Raw genomic sequence first — 18,629 nt, forward strand, 5'->3', positions numbered from 1 at the left:
TTAGCTACTTTCTTTGCTTGTAATAAATAGTGGCAAACTGGATAAAATTGCGCCAATCGTAGGCCGTTAAGTTATGCTCCCCTTCCCGGTTATGGTAGCCGATAGGAGGGAGCGTAATCGGTTGATTTATAGCAGGAGGATTGGTCGGAAGATTTGATGTAAGACCGTAAAGGGCATATACTTTCTCTGCATATTTTGCCGATAAAAATGTGCCCGTCGGGTCTGCCCAGAGATCTTTTGACGCATTGGTTACGTACAGCGGCCTTGGGGCGATAGCGGCCAGTAGCATATGCTGATCCAGGGGTAAGGCGTCTTCGTTGGTATTGTATTTTTTGTAATTGTTGGCAAACCAGTGCGGGAATACGGTATTGATTCGGCCTATCGTTTCGCCAAATCGTCTGTGGGATAAGGCTGCTCCGGTATTTCCCGAACAATTTGTAACACATAACGCAAAGCGTGGGTCTTCGGCTGCGGCCCATAAGGAGGCTTTCCCACCCCGCGAGTGCCCCACAACCGCTACCTTTTTCGCATCGATATCGGCGTCTTTTTCCAGATAGTCCAGAACACGGCTGGCCCCCCAGGCCCAGGCACCAATCGCCTTCATGCCATCATTGGCCGTCAATTGCTCTGGATACAATTGCAGTACACCGTTGACGTACTTAGCCGTATCATCCGGAGCCAGATCACTTACATGAAATGCCGCTACCGCATAGCCACTGTCAATAACCATTTCGGCGGGCCAGAAATCACTTTTATGCGCGCGGGTTGGGTCCATATTGTCTTTGCCCCGGTTGTTAATCAGCAAAAACAGCGGAGCCGGTTTTTTCCGTTGATTGGGCAAAAATAAAACCAGGTGAATTTGAATCGGCTTGTTGTGATTAACAACCTCGATCGTTACTTCTTTCAGAGTTGCCTTACCAGTCATGGCGCTGGTATTTTTATGGGCTATCGAGTAAGTAAGTCGGTCATAGGATTTGGGCATTTGGCCGTATACATTCTCTTCAAAGAGTTTAATGATTTCGGGCCGCCTTACTTTTTCCCAGGCTGCCTTCGTTCGGATAGGTACGTTGGTCGTTGTTGTCAATACGTCCGGTAAGGTATAGGGCGGAACTTTCGATTCGTCGTAATTGGCTTGAAACCCAGGCTGGGCATGTACCTTGATGAGGATCGCGAAGAAAAAGAAGGCAAAACTTCTTAAATGCTGCATGACGTTTGAGTAAGGCTTACAGTCCTAAAAAGCTTGTGAAGTCGCTCAACCTACTTAAGTATCTCCTCGGTAGAGGTTGATTAAATTCTGCTTAATCGTGGGTTACTTTTTCCTTACTCGCGCATTAAGGGCAAATTATCACCTATCAATAGCACGCTGATTTTTAGGATTGATATGATCTGCACAGATTTTAACTGAATAAACCATCTTGAATTTTAGAGTTGGAATTTAGTGGAAACAATAAAATCATACCTGATCTTAATCGTCATAAAAATCTGTGGGCTACTGAGTTATCATTCAAACTTATTTCTGATGAAAACCATCAAATCAACTCTATTTGTGGCTGCCATGTTCTCGTTAGCGGTTGCCTGTCAGTCGAAGAAAACGGAATCTGAAACAACGACTCAAGATACGGCTACTGTCGTTGAGAGCGAAACGATCGTCAGTGGCGATAGTACGGAAGTGATCACCGATTCAGCCAAGATTGTTATCCCTGATTCAGTAAAAAAATAAGACGGATAGTCTTGTTTCTACGCTTATAAATACCCCCGTCAGTAATGACTGGGGTATTTTTTGTTGCGATGATTGGGCGTTGGGAGTGGAACTTTCACCGGGCATACTGGAATGATCTAGCGACTGTATTCGTTGGTGAGTTATTCATTAACGCCCGGACTACCCTTCTGGAATACGATCATGACCACCCGCGTACTGTTGCTGACGCCCCCGTTTACCCAACTAAATACACCCTATCCGGCCACGGCTTATCTGAAAGGTTACTTAAACACCCTTGCCTTGGCTGATGGTGGCTCGGTGGTGGCGCATCAGGCGGATTTGGGTATTGAAACAATTGTACGCCTGTTCTCTACGCAAGGGTTGAGCGAGGTATTTTCGGCGGCTTCTACAGTGGCGGACCTGAGTGAAAATAGCCAGCGGATGTTGCGGCTTCAGGCCGATTATGTGGCAACGATTGGCCCGACAATCCGGTTTTTGCAACACCGAAATCCCACCCTGGCTCACGCCATTGCTGATCGGAGTTACCTGCCTGAAGCGTCTCGTTTTGCCGAAGTAGATGAACTGGATTGGGCGTTCGGAACGATGGGGTTGCACGATAAAGCTCGCCATTTGGCTACGCTCTATCTGGAAGACATTGGTGATTTAGTGGCCGAAGCCATTGATCCACATTTTGGTTTCAGCCGGTATGCCGAACGACTGGGCCGAACCGCTACGCATTTTGATGATTTACACGCTGCGTTAACGGCACCCGATACGCTGGTGGGTAAGACGTTGCTGGAACTTTTAGAGGCCAAAATAGCTCAGTATCAGCCAACAGTAGTTTGTCTGACAGTACCCTTTCCGGGGAATCTATTCGGAGCCCTGTTGTGTGGTCGGCACCTCAAACAACACTATCCGACTGTTCGGGTGGTATTGGGTGGAGGCTATGCTAATACCGAACTCCGTAGTCTGCGCGAGCCGCGCCTGTTCGATTACGTAGATTTTGTGAGTCTGGACGATGGCGAAGCGCCCCTGCGTTCCTTGCTCGAACATATCCAGGGAAAGCGGGAAGCGGCCAAACTGAAGCGGACATTTATGCGGGTGAATGGGGAGGTCGTTTATCAGAATGGGTCTTCCGATCGGGATGTTGCCCAACGCGATACGGGTACGCCCGATTATGCCGATTTGCCCCTGAACGATTACCTGTCGGTTATTGAAGTCACGAATCCCATGCACCGGCTTTGGAGCGACGGTCGCTGGAATAAACTGACACTGGCTCACGGCTGCTACTGGGGGAAATGTTCCTTCTGCGATATCTCTCTCGATTATATTGCCCGATATGAACCGCTCACGGCTGGGCTACTCTGCGATCGGATCGAAACCATTATGGCCCAAACCGGACAAAATGGTTTCCACTTTGTGGATGAAGCTGCTCCGCCTGCACTCATGCGTGATCTGGCCCTGGAAATTCTTCGCCGGGGGCTAACAGTTGTCTGGTGGACGAACATCCGATTCGAGAAGGCGTTCACGACGGATTTATGCCAACTCCTCAAACTGTCGGGCTGTATTGCCGTATCGGGTGGTCTGGAAGTGGCGTCGGATCGATTGCTGGACCGTATGAAGAAAGGAGTGACGGTGGCGCAGGTTGCCCGTGTAGCTAATCATTTCACTACAGCTGGCATTATGGTTCATGCCTATCTGATGTATGGCTTCCCGACGCAGACCGCGCAGGAAACCATCGACTCACTGGAAATGGTACGGCAGTTGTTTGCCATCGGCGTTGTTCAATCGGGCTTCTGGCACCGGTTTGCCATGACAGCCCACAGCCCCGTAGGGCTACATCCGGCCGGTTTCGACGTACAGCGTATCGGGCCCACCGATGGGCCTTTTGCTGATAACGACCTTGAGCATGCCGATCCGTTGGGAGCCGATCATGCCCGCTTTTCGGAGGGATTGCGTAAGTCGTTGTTCAACTACATGCACGGCGTGGGCCTGGAGCTGCCATTAGCCAACTGGTTTACCTTCCGGGTACCGACGACCACTATACCTCGCAAGTACATTGAACGGGCGATTGCCGATACCTCCGAAGATAGTGTCCGTACACATGCACTGCTCGTCTGGCCAGGTCATGCACCCACGCTGACGGTAGTACAACCGCGTCGGGGGCGACAGGCGTCCCAACGGGTAAGTGTCGTTCCGCAGGCAGAGCTGACCTTTGCCCGGCGGCAGGATGACCTGGTGCTTGACCTACCCGCACCAATTGGTGAATGGTTGATGCACAACTGGCCAAAATTCAGTCTGAAAGCGCCAGAGCCAATAACCATTCAGCAGGTTGGTACTACATTTGAACAAGCCGGACTCGGCAACTTCTCTGCATTTCAGCAAACCGATGGCTGGGCCGATTGGCGTGCAGCCGGGTTACTGGTTCTGTAAATTAGTTGACTTGGAGTATTTTACCCTCACCCCCGGCCCCTCTCCCAAAACGGGAGAGGGGTGTGGACTCGGCTTTGTAGTCCATACTACGATCGACAGAGGGTCTGTAGATAGGGAGGATTGATGTATTTTGCCTTACTCCAACCCCTCTTCTGAAAACCAGAAGAGGGGCTAAAAAGCCGATTCTGCTCCCCTCTTCCAAAACGGGGTCGGTAAGTAGACAAATTCCGACTCACCCTCATCCAACTTTCACAAAAACTTGTCCAGATGCGTACACCTTTTGTCCAGAAACGGACAATGTTCTCCCGCGTTTTAACGACCAAAAGGCCATTTTAAGGCTATTGAGACTAATTTTCTGTTTTGGCCGATCATTTGATATACAGAAATGGAGGAAATAAGATTCTAGCTTCCATAACCCCACTTTCGGTTCATGCGACGTAGCGATTTAGGCGAGTTTGAAGAGGTTGTGTTACTAGCTGTAGCGGCCCTTTCTCCCAAAGCATATTCGGTGGTGATTGCCGAAGAGCTTGAACAGGAAACGGGCAATTCGGTCAGCACAGGAGCCGTGCATGCTGCTTTACAACGATTGGAGCAAAAAGGTTATGTCTCGTCCTTTCTGGGCGAAGCGACGGCCGAGCGGGGAGGACGGCGGAAGCGACTGTTCACGGTTACTGCTTTGGGTGGTCGAATTCTACAGGAAGTACGGGCTGTCCGTAATCGGCTTTGGGAGCGCATCGACTCGCATCTGTTATTGGATTGGCAGTAATAACTCCAGATCAGTTATGCAGCCCGAGAAGCCAACTTTTGGAGAGCCGCCCAAATGGATTACCTGGGTCATTGAGCGGTTATGCGCTCCGCACCTACGCGAGGAAGTGCTGGGCGATTTGCACGAGCGCTATGCCTTACAAGTAGCACAATGGGGAGAAACCAAAGCCCGACGTCGGTATTGGCGCGAGGTAGTGGCCTATATGCGGCCTTCTATTCTAGCGCGTGAAACAAGCGAATATTCTACTCCAACAAATACAGACATGTTACGAAATTATCTGAAAATAGCCTTTCGGACCCTTGTCAAAAATAAGGGATACTCATTCATCAACATTGGTGGGCTGGCCGTGGGTATGGCGGTAGCCATGCTGATTGGCCTATGGATTTACGATGAACTGTCGTACGAAAAATCGTTTCCGAACTATGACCGAATTGCGCAGGTCATGCAGCATCAAACAGCTAATGGAGAGGTGTTTACTGGACCTAGTATTCCTATTCCGCTAGCCAATGAACTTCGCACGACCTATGGATACGACCGAACGGGTGGGCCGTTTAAGTATATTCTACTTTCCTCCTGGACAGAAGGCCACACGTTGTCGTTTGGCGAAAAGAAACTATGGAAAACGGGCAATTATATAGAGCCTGAAGCGCCCGAAATGCTTTCGTTGACCATGCGACGGGGAACAAGGGCTGCCTTACGCGAACCGTATTCCATCATGATTAATGAATCAGTGGCTACTGCCTTGTTCGGAAGCGGCAATCCGATGGGTAAAATTATAAAGATCGACAACCAGATTGCGGTAAAGGTAGCGGGTGTTTATGCTGATTTACCCTACAATACCCGGTTCAGTAACCTCGATTACCTGGTTCCCTGGCAGGTAAATGTAGCGGTGCGCGACTGGGTGAAAAATTCGCAGGAAAAGTGGGACAATAATTCATTCCAGATCTTTGTCCAATTGGCAGAGCACGCCGATATGGCTGCTGTTTCGGCGAAAATAAAGGATGCCAAACAAAGGCATATCAACGCATCGCTTGCGAATAGTAAGCCCGAAATTTTTCTCCAGGCAATGAGTCGATGGCATTTGTATTCGGAGTTTAAAGACGGGGTAAATACTGGCGGTCGCATTCAGTTTGTCTGGCTATTTGGGATTATCGGGGCATTTGTTCTGCTTTTGGCCTGCATCAATTTTATGAACCTCTCGACAGCACGCTCGGAGAAACGGGCGAAGGAGGTTGGGATTCGGAAAGCGATCGGGTCTGTTCGTAGTCAGCTGATCAGCCAGTTTTTTAGTGAATCGTTTCTGGTCGTTTATCTAGCGTTTTGTATTGCACTGCTACTGAGTCAATTCGCGTTACCTTTTTTCAATGAGGTGGCCGAGAAGCAAATGACCTTTCCCTGGGCGGTTTCGGAGTTCTGGCTGTGTAGCATCGGGTTTACGCTATTCACCGGATTGGTTGCCGGTAGTTATCCGGCCTTGTATTTATCGTCGTTTCAATCAGTAAAAATTTTAAAGGGCACTTTCAAGGTGGGTCGGTTTGCGGCTGTTCCCCGTCAGGTATTGGTGGTTGTTCAATTCACCGTGTCTGTCGCCCTGATTATTGGCACCATCATCGTGTTTCGACAGATTCAGTTTGCGAAAGATCGACCAATTGGCTACAGTCGAAACGGACTTTTATATGTCCAAACGACCACCCCCGACATTCACAATCACCTTGATGCTTTCCGAAACGATTTACTGGCATCTGGCGCAGTAACGGAAATTGCGGAGTCCGAAAGTCCGTTAACGGGTGTCTGGAATGTGAATAGTGGGTTTGACTGGGATGGAAAAGCTCCCGATCAATCACCTGATTTTGCGGTTGTTGGTGTGTCGCACGGGTTTGGAAAAACGGTTGGCTGGCAGTTTAAAGAGGGCCGCGACTTCTCGAAAAACTTTGGTACCGATTCAATGGGTATGGTCCTGAACGAAGCCGCCGTGAAATTTATGGGCTTGAAAGATCCGATTGGGAAAACGATTAGAGAGGGCGATTTACGGTATAAAATAATCGGCGTTATCGACGATATGGTGATGGAGTCGCCCTATGAACCAGCGCGACAAACGCTGTTTTATCTCGGGAATTTCGCCAGCAATTTTATAAACATCCGCATTAGTCCGGGTATAAGCGCCAGCGAAGCCGTGAGTAAGATTGGGGCTGTTTTTCAGAAATATGACCCAGCTTCGCCCTTTAACTACAAATTTGCCGATCAGGAATATGCCCGGAAGTTTGCGGCCGAAGAGAACATAGGTACGTTAGCGTCGTTTTTCGCCACGCTTGCCATTTTTATCTCGTGCCTGGGCTTATTTGGACTCGCTTCGTTCGTTGCCGAACAGCGGACTAAAGAGATTGGTGTTCGGAAAGTACTGGGCGCATCGGTGTTCAGTCTGTGGGGATTGCTCTCGAAAGACTTTGTGTTGCTGGTCATTATTGCCTTCGGAATTGCCACGCCCATTGCCTGGTATTACCTGGATAGCTGGCTTCAGAAGTACGAATACCGAACCGAACTCTCGTGGTGGGTTTTTGCCGCATCGGGTGCGGGTGCCCTCTTGGTTACGCTGCTAACGGTGAGTTTTCAGAGCGTAAAAGCTGCTCTAATGGACCCGGTTAAATCGCTACGATCGGAATAGAATAGCTAATGGGTAATGATTAATGGACAATGGATAATGAATGCCAATCGCAGATCTCATCATTCATTACCTATCATTCATCATTTATTATCCATTGTCCATTGTCCATTAATCATTATCCATTATGCCTCCACCCCACCTAGCTGATCGCCTGTTGAACTGGTTCTGCGCACCTCACCTTCGGGAAGAGGTGCTGGGAGATCTGCATGAACGCTATGAATTGTGGGTAGTGCGGGAGGGGGAGACCCAAGCCCGACGGCGCTATTGGCGGGAAGTGCTGGCTTATGTTCGACCTGCAATTATTAAGAGACAAACCAATCAGTATCCAAATCCATCAATGACTGATATGTTCCGAAACTATGTTACAATCGCCTGGCGCAGCCTGCTTACGAATAAGGCATTTTCGCTTATTAATATTTTTGGATTAGCCATTGGCTTAAGCTGTTTTATGCTGATTGCTGTGTTTGTTTATACCGAATTGACGTATGATACGTATTCGAAAAATGCCAGTAATATATATCGACTGAACATTTCTGTTATGGGAAATGGAAATGCAGAAATTTACCCAAATGTAGATTCAGGCGTTGGTGAAGGAATTAAGCATGAGTTTCCCGAAGTAACGTCATCGACAAGGCTGCTTCCTGCCAGCGATTATATACAATACAAAGACAATCAATTTAAAGAACAACATCTTGCTTTTGCTGACCCGAATTTTCTACAATTATTTTCTATTCCACTGATTGAAGGAAATAGTGCCGATGCGCTTGTTGCCCCAGCTAGTATTGTTTTGTCGAAAGAATTTGCTGCTAAATATTTTGGTCATGAAGATCCAATTGGAAAATCTATTGCAGTTGGTGCACAGCGAACGGCTTACAAAGTGACGGGGATATTTGATAAGATACCTGATAACTCACATTTTCATTATGATGCATTTTTAAGTTTGTCTACGCGCCATATTATTAATCCAACCTGGAGTAATGTTGGTTTTTATACCTACCTGGAATTAAGCGATAAGGTAGATCCTAAAAAACTGGAAGCTAAATTTCCACAACTGGTGGCAAAATATGTAGTTCCGGAAGTGCAGCGTGATATGGGCATTAGCTTGGCCGAAGCGCAAAAGTCTGTCGACACGTTTCGGTTCTTATTGCAACCACTCACTGATATTCATCTATACTCGAATTCGAAATATGAATTAGAACCTAATGGGGATATAAAATATGTCTATATTTTTTCTGCATTGGGTCTCTTCATCCTATTACTAGCCTGTGTAAATTTTACCAACCTTTCTACCGCACAGGCTGCAAAACGAGCACGGGAAGTTGGCGTTCGTAAAGTGATGGGGTCCGTAAAAACGCAGATAATAAGCCAGTTTCTAACAGAATCAGTGCTGCTTACTTTTTTTGCAATGGTAGTGGCTTATCTGCTCATTATTCTATTCTTGCCTTATTTTAATCAGATTGCCAACAGGAACATTGGGTTCTCCTTTTTTCTGAACTATCAGGCAGTCCTTACCTTATTTATCGTTAGTTTTTTGTCAGGTATACTTGCCGGTATTTATCCCGCTTTTTTTCTATCTTCATTTTCAATTATTAAAACATTAAAAGGAACACTACTGGCGAAAAGCCCACAGAAAAAATCATTGCATAGTGGCCTGATTGTGTTTCAATTTTCTATATCGACTATTCTACTAATTGCCACCATAGTTGTGTATAAACAGCTGCAATACATGCAGACAAAAAAGCTTGGGTATGATAAAGATCAGCTTGTTGCTTTGCCCGATACGCGTTTATTAGCGAACAATCAGGTTGCCTTTAAAGATCAGCTCTTACAAAATAGTCGGGTGTTGGCGGCTACTAATTCCCGATTTTTTCCAGGTGGAGAAATGATGGACGGAACCCAGGTCTACCCTAAGAATGAAACCGCTAATGGTGCCGAAATTCACATGAATATTTTTCATGTCGACTACGATTATATCCGCACATTAGGTATTCAATTGTTACGGGGACGAAATTTCTCAAAAGACTTTCCAACCGACTCTACTTCTGGTGTAATTATTAATGAATCGGCCGTTCGGGAATTGGGTTGGAATCACGTCAATCCAATTGGCCGATCTATGGTCAGATCTGGTCAGCAAGAATACAAAGTCATCGGTGTTGTCAAGGATTTCAACTACGTATCTGTAAAACAGAAGGTGGCACCGCTTATGATGATGATGGGGAGAAATTTCGGAGGGATCGTCATAAAAATAAAAACTACGGATGTAAACGGATTCCTTAGCGATTTGAAAAATCAGTGGGATGCGTTTAACCCAAATGGACCTCTTGAATACCGATTCCTGGACGATCAGTTCGCGTCTTTTTACGCCAATGAGAAACGTACGCAGCAGCTATTTTCTGTTTTTGCGCTATTGGCTGTTGTGATTGCCAGTCTGGGGTTGTTTGCCTTGTCGGCCTTTGTCATCGAGCGACGTACCAAAGAAATTGGTGTTCGTAAAGTGATGGGGGCCTCTGTGCCGAGTATCACCCAGTTGCTTATCAAAGACTTTATAAAACTGGTGCTCATCGCCATCCTACTAGCGTGTCCGCTGGCCTGGTATGCCATGAATCAATGGTTACAGGATTTCGCCTACAAGATCGAGGTAGAATGGTGGATGCTCGGACTGGCGGGCTTATTCGCCATTGGCATAGCCTTACTAACGGTGAGTTTCCAGAGTGTGAAAGCTGCCTTGATGGACCCGGTGAAATCGTTACGATCGGAATAGAATAGCTAATGGATAATGATTAATAGACAATGGATAATTAATGCCAATCGCAAGATCTCATTATTCATTGCTCATTATCCATTGTTCATTAATCATTATCCATTATCCATTATGCCTCCACCCCGCCTAGCTGACCGCCTGTTAAACTGGTTCTGCGCTCCTCACCTTCGGGAAGAGGTGCTTGGGGACCTGCATGAACGCTATGCGTTGCGCGTAGCTCGAGAAGGGGAAACCCAGGCCCGACGGCGTTACTGGCGGGAAGTGATGGCCTATGTGCGGCCTTCGGTGATTAAACGACAACCAGCAAACCAGGGGCCTACTGAATATCAAGCTCCAACAACTACTGATATGATACGAAATTATTTCAAAATTGCCTTTCGAACCTTAAGTCGGCACAAGCTGTATACCGCCCTAAATGTAGCTGGACTGACTCTTGGAATTACTTGTTTTTTGCTGATTGGCTTATACCTTTTCGATGAGCTGACGTTCGATCAGCAGCACAGTCGGGCAAACCGGATTTACCGGGCTATACAACATAAGAAAGCACCTGCCGAAGACTTGACGATTGCGGCAGCGAGCTATAAAGTGGCCGAGGCCGCAACGAAAAGTATTGGCGAAATTGAGAAGTCAGCCCGAATTGTCCGAACGGGAAGAGCTAATCTATCGAATCCAGAAAATAAGAACATGTTTCAGGAGACGATTGCATTTGGTTCGCCAAGTTTGTTAGAAATGTTTGATTTTGAGACTGTTGATGGGAGTGGTAGATCGGCGTTGAACGAGCCAAATTCGATCATAATCGTTGAAGAGTTGGCACAACGACTTTTCAATAGTACCCATGTTGTTGGCAAAACCGTTGATTTTGAAATCAATAAGCAGCTGAAAATAACGGCTGTTCTGAAAAACCATCCTCGAAATTCGAGTTTCGATTTCAACGCAATCATTTCCGAAGCGACCGTCAGCAACGATGAGGATTTTGCAGAATGGACAGCCAATTGGGATTCCCAAACCTTCATGACCTTCTTTCTTCTCAAGGAAAAAGCTAATCCGGAAATTGCGGCCAAAAAAATTACGGATTTGCTCAATGCCAACGCCAAGCTGGAGCCCGGAAACTCCATCAGCTATACATTGCAACCGCTGGCCGATATTCACCTGTTCTCAGATGCCATTACCGATGGTGCCCGAAACTCGAATGTAGAAGCAATGAGTCAGGGAAGCCTCCTGTATATCAAAATCTTTGCACTCGTTGCCCTGTTTGTTCTCCTCATTGCCTGCATTAATTACATGAATCTGGCCACGGCCCGAGCGTCTAATCGGGCGAAGGAAATTGGCGTTCGGAAAGCCAGTGGGGCATTCCGGTCTCACCTCATTCAGCAGTTTCTGACCGAATCGCTGCTTGTAACGATACTCTCGTTTCTGGTGGCCATCGTGTTCGTCAATCTATTACTCCCTGCCTTCAACAAATTTACCCATAAAGAACTCTCGTTGGATTTTAACAGCGATTACCGAATTTGGCTCTATAGCCTGCTTGCGGTTGGTATCGCTGGTTTTTTATCAGGCAGCTACCCCGCCTTTCTCCTGTCGGGGTTCAGCCCGCTTCTGTTGCTGAAGAACCTTAAACTTCAGAACCGGGGAGATTTGTCGTTGCGAAAAGGGTTGGTCGTTTTTCAATTTACGATATCGGTAGTCATGATGATTGCCACCATCGTGCTGTTCCAGCAGGTTCAATTTGCGAACGATAAAAATCTGGGTTTCAATAAAAAATTACTGCTGGTTGTAGATATCAACAGTGGTAAAGTGCGCAGTAGTGCCGAAACTATAAAAACGGAATTTAGTCGAATACCAGGTGTCAATCAGGTGTCAGTTACGTCCAGAGTACCGGGCGAATGGAAGGTCATTCCAACGGTTCAGGTTAAAACTCAGGAAAGCACCAATGAGCCTAAAGTTGCCTACTGGATTGGTGCCGACGAAAACTTTGCCAAAACCTTTGAGATTCAACTGCTGGCGGGTCGAAATTTTAAGGGAATGGATGATTCTACCTCCGTCATTCTCAACGAATCGGCGGCCAAACTGCTCAATATTAAAGAGGTATCGGGTCAACAAATAGACATTCCTTCCCGAGCGATGGGCGGGAGTTATAGACCGCTGAATAAGGAAAATCAGCCTTTTCATGCACGGATTATTGGCATCGTAAAGGACTTCCATTTTCAATCGCTTCGCGAAAAAATTGCCCCGATGGTTTTGGCCTATCAGCGCAATCCGGTGCATAATATTGATTATTTCACCGCACGAATTGAGGGCAAAGATATTCCAGCGACCTTGGTCCAAATGAGGGATGTGCTGGCTAAAATTGACCCTACGCATCTGCTGGAATATCATTTCCTGGATGAGCAACTGGCTCGCTTCTATGCCGAAGACCAACGACGGGAGACGTTGTTGATCTGGGTTGCCTTGGTTACGATTTTCATTGCCTGTCTGGGGCTATTTGGTCTGGCAACCTATGCCGCCGAACAACGCATTAAGGAAATCGGGGTGCGGAAAGTACTGGGAGCGGGTGTGATGAATCTTACCGCTTTGCTCTCGAAAGATTTCCTGAAACTGGTTTTAATTGCCAATGGTATTGCCTTTCCGATAGCCTGGTGGGCCACCAATCAATGGCTGAACGAATTCGCCTATCACATTCAGGTTGAATGGTGGGTGTTTTTGCTGGCGGGTATTTTGGCGCTGGCCATTGCCCTGACAACTGTTAGTTATCAGGCAATTAAAGCCGCTTTAGTGAATCCGGTTAAATCGCTACGATCGGAATAAATAATGGATAATTTAGAATGAACAATTCTTCGGGCTAAAACAGACTCCCCACCATTCATTATTCATTATTCATTATTCATTATCCATTATGCCCCCGCCCCGCTTAGCTGATCGCCTGCTGAACTGGTTCTGCGCTCCTCACTTACGGGAAGAGGTGCTGGGTGACCTGCATGAACGCTATGTGTTACGGGTGGCGCGAGAAGGGGAGACCCAAGCCCGACGGCGTTACTGGCGGGAAGTGATGGCCTATGTGCGGCCCTCAATTATTAAGAGACAATCCAATCAGTACCCAACCCCAACCACTACTGCCATGCTACGGAATTATTTAAAAATTGCGTTTCGAACCCTGGTCAAGAACAAAGGCTACTCATTCATCAATATTGGCGGCCTCGCCGTGGGTATGGCCGTGGCTATGCTGATTGGGTTGTGGGTGTATGACGAACTGTCGTTTAATACCTACCATAAAAACTACAGTCGTATTGCGCAGATCATGCAAAATCAGGTGGTACATGGTGAGACCCAGACCTCTCAGTCGTTACCCTATCCATTCATTCATGAATTGACAACGAACTACAAACGTCACTTTAAGCATATCGTAACAGCTACGCACCCAAGTGATCATATCCTGTCTGCTGGAAATAAGAAACTCTCGAAAAAAGGACAATACATTGGTGCCGAGGCCCCCGAAATGTTTACGTTACACATGCTCAAGGGAACCTGGGCAGGGTTGCGGGATCAACAGTCCATTTTGCTATCGGCATCCACGGCCAAAGCGCTGTTTGGGGATGCTGATCCAATAGGTAAGCTGGTGAAGATCAACACAGACAAAGATGTGAGCGTAACGGGTATTTATGAGGATTTACCCCAAAATACGCAACTTCATGATGCTCAGTTCCTGGCTTCCTGGGATTATTTTGTGGCGACAAATGCCTACATGAGCCAGAAGAAATGGGATAACCACGCGCTATATATTTACGTAGAGATTCAACCCAATACCGACTTCGATAAGGTTACGGCCAGTATAAAAGACTCGGAACTGAATGTGATCAAGCACCTGGAGAGCATGAAGGAAGAGGCTGCCACAAAGCCGCAAATGTGGTTGAATCCCATGAACAACTGGCATTTATACTCCGATTTTAAAAACGGAATTGTCAGTGATGGCCCTATTCAATACGTATGGCTGGTGGGCATGATTGGCTTTTTTGTGTTATTGCTGGCCTGCATCAATTTCATGAATCTCTCGACCGCTCGCTCAGAGCAACGAGCGAGAGAAGTTGGTATTCGAAAGGCAATTGGTTCACTTCGTATTCAGTTGATTGGTCAGTTTTTTAGCGAATCATTTCTGGTCGTAGCGTTTGCTTTTGTGTTGGCAATTCTGGCTGTAGTAATGACCTTGCCCTGGTTCAATGAACTGGCTGCCAAACAAATGGTTATTCCCTGGGCAAATAGTTTCTTTTGGCTGTCTTGTCTCGGATTTATGCTGCTAACGGACTTGCTGGCAGGTAGTTATCCCGCTTTATATCTAACTTCTTTCCAACCTGTCAAGGTATTAAAAGGGGCTGGGTTAGCGAAGGTGCAGATGGGTCGTTTTGCAGGCGTACCTCGAAAAGTACTGGTTATTACACAATTCACGGTTTCCATTTCGCTAATCATTTGTACGTTAGTTATTTATCGCCAGATTCAGTTTGCGAAAAATCGTCCGGTTGGTTATTCGCGGGACGGCCTGTTGATGGTGCCAATGCAATCGGACGATTTTTATGGCAAAACCGACTTGTTACGTACTGAATTGAAAAACACGGGAGCCGTAACCGAAGTGGCCGAATCGCAAAGCCCGATTACAGGAGTATGGTCGTCCAATGACGGCTTTCGGTGGAAAGGTCAACCCACACCATCGACCGACCAATTTGCTACCTTATCCGTTACGCCCGAGTACGCTGAGGCTGTAGGCTGGCAATTTGTAGCAGGGCGCAACTTTTCGAAGGAATTTGCCTCGGATTCCAGTGGTTTTGTCATCAATGAAACGGCCGCCAAACGGATGGGTTTGCTGAAGCCTGTAGGGGAAACGATTCACTGGAAAAGTCAATGGATGACGAACAACATAGAAAAGCCGTTCCGAATCCTGGGAGTGGTAAAAGATATGGTCATGGAGTCGCCGTTTCAGCCGATCAAACCAACAATCTTCTGTCTGTTTGGAAACCCCAACTGGATCAATATCAGGCTGAACCCGTCCATAAGTACCAGCGATGCGTTGCCCAAAATTGAAGCGGTCTTTAAAAAGATCATTCCATCCGCACCGTTCGACTACAAGTTTGCCGATGATGAATACGCGGCTAAGTTTCGTACGGAAGAGCGGATAGGAAAGCTGACTTCGTTCTTCGCTATTCTGGCCATTTTGATTAGCTGTCTGGGCCTGTTCGGACTAGCCTCGTACATGGCCGAGCAACGAACCAAAGAAATTGGCGTGCGGAAAGTATTAGGGGCATCTGTCCTGAATTTGTGGGGCATGTTATCGAAAGATTTCGTTGTGTTGGTCTGTATTGGATTCGGAATCGCAACGCCCATTGCGTACTGTTTTCTCCATAACTGGCTTCAGAAATACCAATATCGTACAGAAATTTCGTGGTGGATTTTTGCCGCTTCGGGTGCGGGTGCCTTGTTCATTACCTTACTGACGGTGAGCTTTCAGAGTGTGAAAGCTGCCTTAATGAACCCCGTTAAATCTCTGCGATCAGAATAATCATTTCCCTCGTAGAGACAGGGTATGCCCTGTCTCTACGAATTCATCCACTCCATTTCATCCCATTTTTCGGCTCGTTCAACCCATTTCCTCATATGGCTTGTGCGTCCCGCCTAGTTTTGGTCAAAAATCAACCAAACCTATGCGGGACGTTCACCTTATTCGGCGCTATGAGCTTTATTTCGTACTAAGCGCAGCAGTTGTTTATGTCATTCGTCGATTGATCAGAGAAGTGGATCGAATCGATGATATGGTAGAACTGACCCTACTTAATCGGATTCCTTCGTCGGTTGTCTGGCGAAATCTGAACCTATATGACCACACGCTGAACAACAATGTTCCGTTGATTGCGGGCGTCTGTTTACTGCTAGGCGCCTGGTATGTGTTTCATAATCTGGCGTACCCGCTCATCAACGATCGTACCAATGACCAGCAAGCGTTTATCTATGTGGTAATTGCTGGTTTATTGCTACTGGCGAGTACGTTTATTTACTATTACTTCAAGTTACAGGTGCGTTTTCAGCAAGATGGCGTTGGCGATATCATTGGCCTGAAAGTTTATTCACTGTTTCGCAAACGGACAGTTTTGGCCGATGCTATTGGGTTCGGTATTGTGTTTGGCATGTACGAAATCGGATTTCAGTATTACCAGTATCTGGTCCGCAAAATTGGACAGGAATCAGAGCCACATTTTCGCATGGTCAGCTATCTGTTAGCCTCTGGGCTGAGTGTGTTGGTGCTTAGCATGGCGTTTCGGGGCGATGATCCTGGAGTTTTATGGCAGCGGAGTACCCGGAGTGTATTGCTATTTTCAGGAATAGCGATTCAGATTCTGCTCTTACAGTCATTTTTTTATTCACACATCCTCCCGCTGCTAAGGGCTTCCTCAACTTCCGAAATATTTAGAGCTGGTCGTATTGCTACCTATATGCTGGTGGTCATGCCGTTTCTAAAGTCTTCGACAACGGAAGTGGCGCTGGCTAGTCGAATTGCTACTTTTCTACTGTTGATTATTGTCGCCAACATGATCTTGTGGGGAGCCAGTACGGGCTTTCACTACGACAATCGCGACCCTATTCTGCTCATGTTCATTGTACTGACGGGAGCCGTTTCTATTGCGTTTCTTCGGCAGGCGCTGCAAAAAGAAAAAATTGTGCTCCAGACGCAGGTATCGGCAAAATCGGCTGAGCTATCGAGCCTTCAGGCGCAGATTAACCCGCACTTTCTGTTTAATGCCTTGAATAGCCTGTATGCGACGGCGCTGAAAGAAAACAGCGAAAAAACCGCTGATGGTATCCAGAAACTGGGCGACATGATGCGGTTTATGTTGCAGGACAACAACCGCGACCGGATTCCACTCGACAAAGAGATTGAGTATCTGCGTAACTACATCGAGATTCAGCGAATGCGTATCGATGACACGCATCCTATCGAAGTTCGAGTGACTATTCAGGAGCCAACCCGCCCGATTTATCTGGCACCCATGATGCTGACGCCCTTTGTTGAAAATGCCTTCAAACACGGCATCAGTCTCCGGTATCCGTCCTGGATTTACATCACCTTGACGCTGGACGATACCCGGCTGTATTTCAAAGTGCACAATTCCCTGCACAACAAGCCGAGTGACTCCGTAGACCGTCACGATCCTGAAGAAGAGCATTCTGGCGTAGGGCTCGACAACGTTCGGAAGCGGCTGGCGTTGATTTATCCCGCTCGTCATCAGCTCGACATTCAACAATCGGAGCAGGATTATTTTGTGTCTTTGACGCTGATGTACTGGTGAGCAATTCTATTGATTCTGTAGATTCTTGGGATTCTATTAATGTTCTTGTGGTGTCAGGTTGAAGAACCTGACACCACTCATTGACATTCACTCATTTTCCTCATGAAATACCTTATTACGATCCTGCTTCTTTTGTGGTTTATTCCGGTTGTATTCAGTCAAGTACAACCGCCGGACCTCGTCTCGTCTTTTTTGCGAAAAATGATGAGGCCTCGATTAAATTTGACCCAACTGCCGATTACATCCCGTATTGATGATTCTGCAAGCAAACGACTTAACCGACTATGAACCTTACTGCTATCGCGATCGATGATGAGCCTCAGGCGCTGGAAGTAATCAGGCTTCATGCGGCTAAAGTCCCGTTTCTGGAGTTAAAAGCAACCTTTACGGATGCATTCGAAGCTATTTCGTGGTTGCAGATGAACCGGGTCGACCTGCTGTTTCTGGATATTAAAATGCCGGATATCTCGGGCGTGGACGTGGTGAAATCCCTGCACAAAGTACCGATGGTTGTTTTTACAACAGCTTATTCGGATTTCGCCGTGCAGGGGTTTGAACTGGATGCGATCGATTATCTGTTGAAACCATTTTCGTTAGCCCGATTCCTGAAAGCCTGCACAAAAGCACTGGATATACAGACCTTGCGTGCCGAAAAAGGGGAGGAGTATATGTTTGTAAAAACGGGCTACGAAGAGGAAAAAGTGCTGCTCGATGATATCCTGTATATTGAAGCAGAAGGAAATTATCTGATATTCATGCTCAAAAATCGGAAGCTTTTAAGCCGTCAAACAATGACTGATCTGCTTCTAAGCTTACCCACCGACCGTTTCATTCGGGTGCATCGTTCGTACTGCGTCGCTGTGGCTAAAATAGAAAAAATGGCCCGTCAGGAAATTACGGTATCCGGACAAGCCATTCCCATTGGTGCATCGTATGAAGAGTCGCTGGTAGCGATTCGGGCTCGGTTAATTGGTGCGTAATTT

10 protein-coding genes are annotated in these 18,629 nt (G+C 46.9%); 9 read left to right on the forward strand and 1 reads right to left on the reverse strand.

Annotated features, from left to right (window positions below):
• Positions 1 to 4: 4 nt before the first annotated feature.
• On the reverse strand, positions 5 to 1,207 hold the full coding sequence (locus tag H3H32_RS11730) for a glucuronyl esterase domain-containing protein (protein WP_182462881.1): 1,203 nt from the start codon (positions 1,205 to 1,207) through the stop codon (positions 5 to 7).
• Positions 1,208 to 1,519: 312 nt separating this feature from the next.
• Between H3H32_RS11730 and H3H32_RS11735 the strand changes: the two genes are divergently transcribed.
• The 9 genes from H3H32_RS11735 to H3H32_RS11775 all read left to right on the forward strand — a co-directional run bounded on the left by H3H32_RS11735 (position 1,520) and on the right by H3H32_RS11775 (position 18,626).
• A complete protein-coding gene (locus tag H3H32_RS11735; protein WP_182462882.1) occupies positions 1,520 to 1,720 on the forward strand; it encodes a hypothetical protein in 201 nt (66 codons plus the stop codon).
• A 180-nt stretch (positions 1,721 to 1,900) separates the two neighbouring features.
• Positions 1,901 to 4,132 carry a B12-binding domain-containing radical SAM protein gene (locus tag H3H32_RS11740; RefSeq protein WP_182462883.1) on the forward strand — a complete coding sequence of 744 codons (2,232 nt, stop codon included), beginning with the start codon at positions 1,901 to 1,903 and terminating at the stop codon, positions 4,130 to 4,132.
• 430 nt (positions 4,133 to 4,562) lie between these two features.
• A complete protein-coding gene (locus tag H3H32_RS11745) occupies positions 4,563 to 4,898 on the forward strand; it encodes a PadR family transcriptional regulator (RefSeq protein WP_182462884.1) in 336 nt (111 codons plus the stop codon).
• Positions 4,899 to 4,914: 16 nt separating this feature from the next.
• Entirely contained in the window at positions 4,915 to 7,560 is a 2,646-nt protein-coding gene (locus H3H32_RS11750) for an ABC transporter permease (RefSeq protein WP_182462885.1), read from the forward strand.
• A 124-nt stretch (positions 7,561 to 7,684) separates the two neighbouring features.
• Entirely contained in the window at positions 7,685 to 10,321 is a 2,637-nt protein-coding gene (locus H3H32_RS11755) for an ABC transporter permease (protein ID WP_182462886.1), read from the forward strand.
• A gap of 111 nt (positions 10,322 to 10,432) precedes the next feature.
• A complete protein-coding gene (locus tag H3H32_RS11760; protein ID WP_182462887.1) occupies positions 10,433 to 13,126 on the forward strand; it encodes an ABC transporter permease in 2,694 nt (897 codons plus the stop codon).
• Between the two features lie 88 nt (positions 13,127 to 13,214).
• Positions 13,215 to 15,863 (forward strand): ABC transporter permease, encoded by a 2,649-nt coding sequence (locus H3H32_RS11765; protein WP_182462888.1) that lies wholly within the window; start codon positions 13,215 to 13,217, stop codon positions 15,861 to 15,863.
• A 142-nt stretch (positions 15,864 to 16,005) separates the two neighbouring features.
• Entirely contained in the window at positions 16,006 to 17,646 is a 1,641-nt protein-coding gene (locus H3H32_RS11770) for a sensor histidine kinase (RefSeq protein WP_182462889.1), read from the forward strand.
• 284 nt (positions 17,647 to 17,930) lie between these two features.
• A complete protein-coding gene (locus H3H32_RS11775) occupies positions 17,931 to 18,626 on the forward strand; it encodes a LytR/AlgR family response regulator transcription factor (protein WP_182462890.1) in 696 nt (231 codons plus the stop codon).
• The last annotated feature ends 3 nt before the right edge of the window (positions 18,627 to 18,629 follow it).

It is taken from the genome of Spirosoma foliorum (genome assembly GCF_014117325.1).
Classification (GTDB): Bacteria; Bacteroidota; Bacteroidia; order Cytophagales; family Spirosomataceae; genus Spirosoma; species Spirosoma foliorum.

What these genes read in the sequence shown, in the direction of transcription:
- H3H32_RS11770 (WP_182462889.1), top strand. Translation starts at nt 16,006, where the DNA reads ATGCGGGACGTTCACCTTATTCGGCGCTATGAGCTTTATTTCGTACTA.
- H3H32_RS11750 (WP_182462885.1), top strand. Translation starts at nt 4,915, where the DNA reads ATGCAGCCCGAGAAGCCAACTTTTGGAGAGCCGCCCAAATGGATTACC.
- H3H32_RS11760 (WP_182462887.1), top strand. Translation starts at nt 10,433, where the DNA reads ATGCCTCCACCCCGCCTAGCTGACCGCCTGTTAAACTGGTTCTGCGCT.
- H3H32_RS11735 (WP_182462882.1), top strand. Translation starts at nt 1,520, where the DNA reads ATGAAAACCATCAAATCAACTCTATTTGTGGCTGCCATGTTCTCGTTA.
- H3H32_RS11765 (WP_182462888.1), top strand. Translation starts at nt 13,215, where the DNA reads ATGCCCCCGCCCCGCTTAGCTGATCGCCTGCTGAACTGGTTCTGCGCT.
- H3H32_RS11740 (WP_182462883.1), top strand. Translation starts at nt 1,901, where the DNA reads ATGACCACCCGCGTACTGTTGCTGACGCCCCCGTTTACCCAACTAAAT.
- H3H32_RS11730 (WP_182462881.1), bottom strand. Translation starts at nt 1,207, where the DNA reads ATGCAGCATTTAAGAAGTTTTGCCTTCTTTTTCTTCGCGATCCTCATC.
- H3H32_RS11755 (WP_182462886.1), top strand. Translation starts at nt 7,685, where the DNA reads ATGCCTCCACCCCACCTAGCTGATCGCCTGTTGAACTGGTTCTGCGCA.
- H3H32_RS11775 (WP_182462890.1), top strand. Translation starts at nt 17,931, where the DNA reads ATGAACCTTACTGCTATCGCGATCGATGATGAGCCTCAGGCGCTGGAA.
- H3H32_RS11745 (WP_182462884.1), top strand. Translation starts at nt 4,563, where the DNA reads ATGCGACGTAGCGATTTAGGCGAGTTTGAAGAGGTTGTGTTACTAGCT.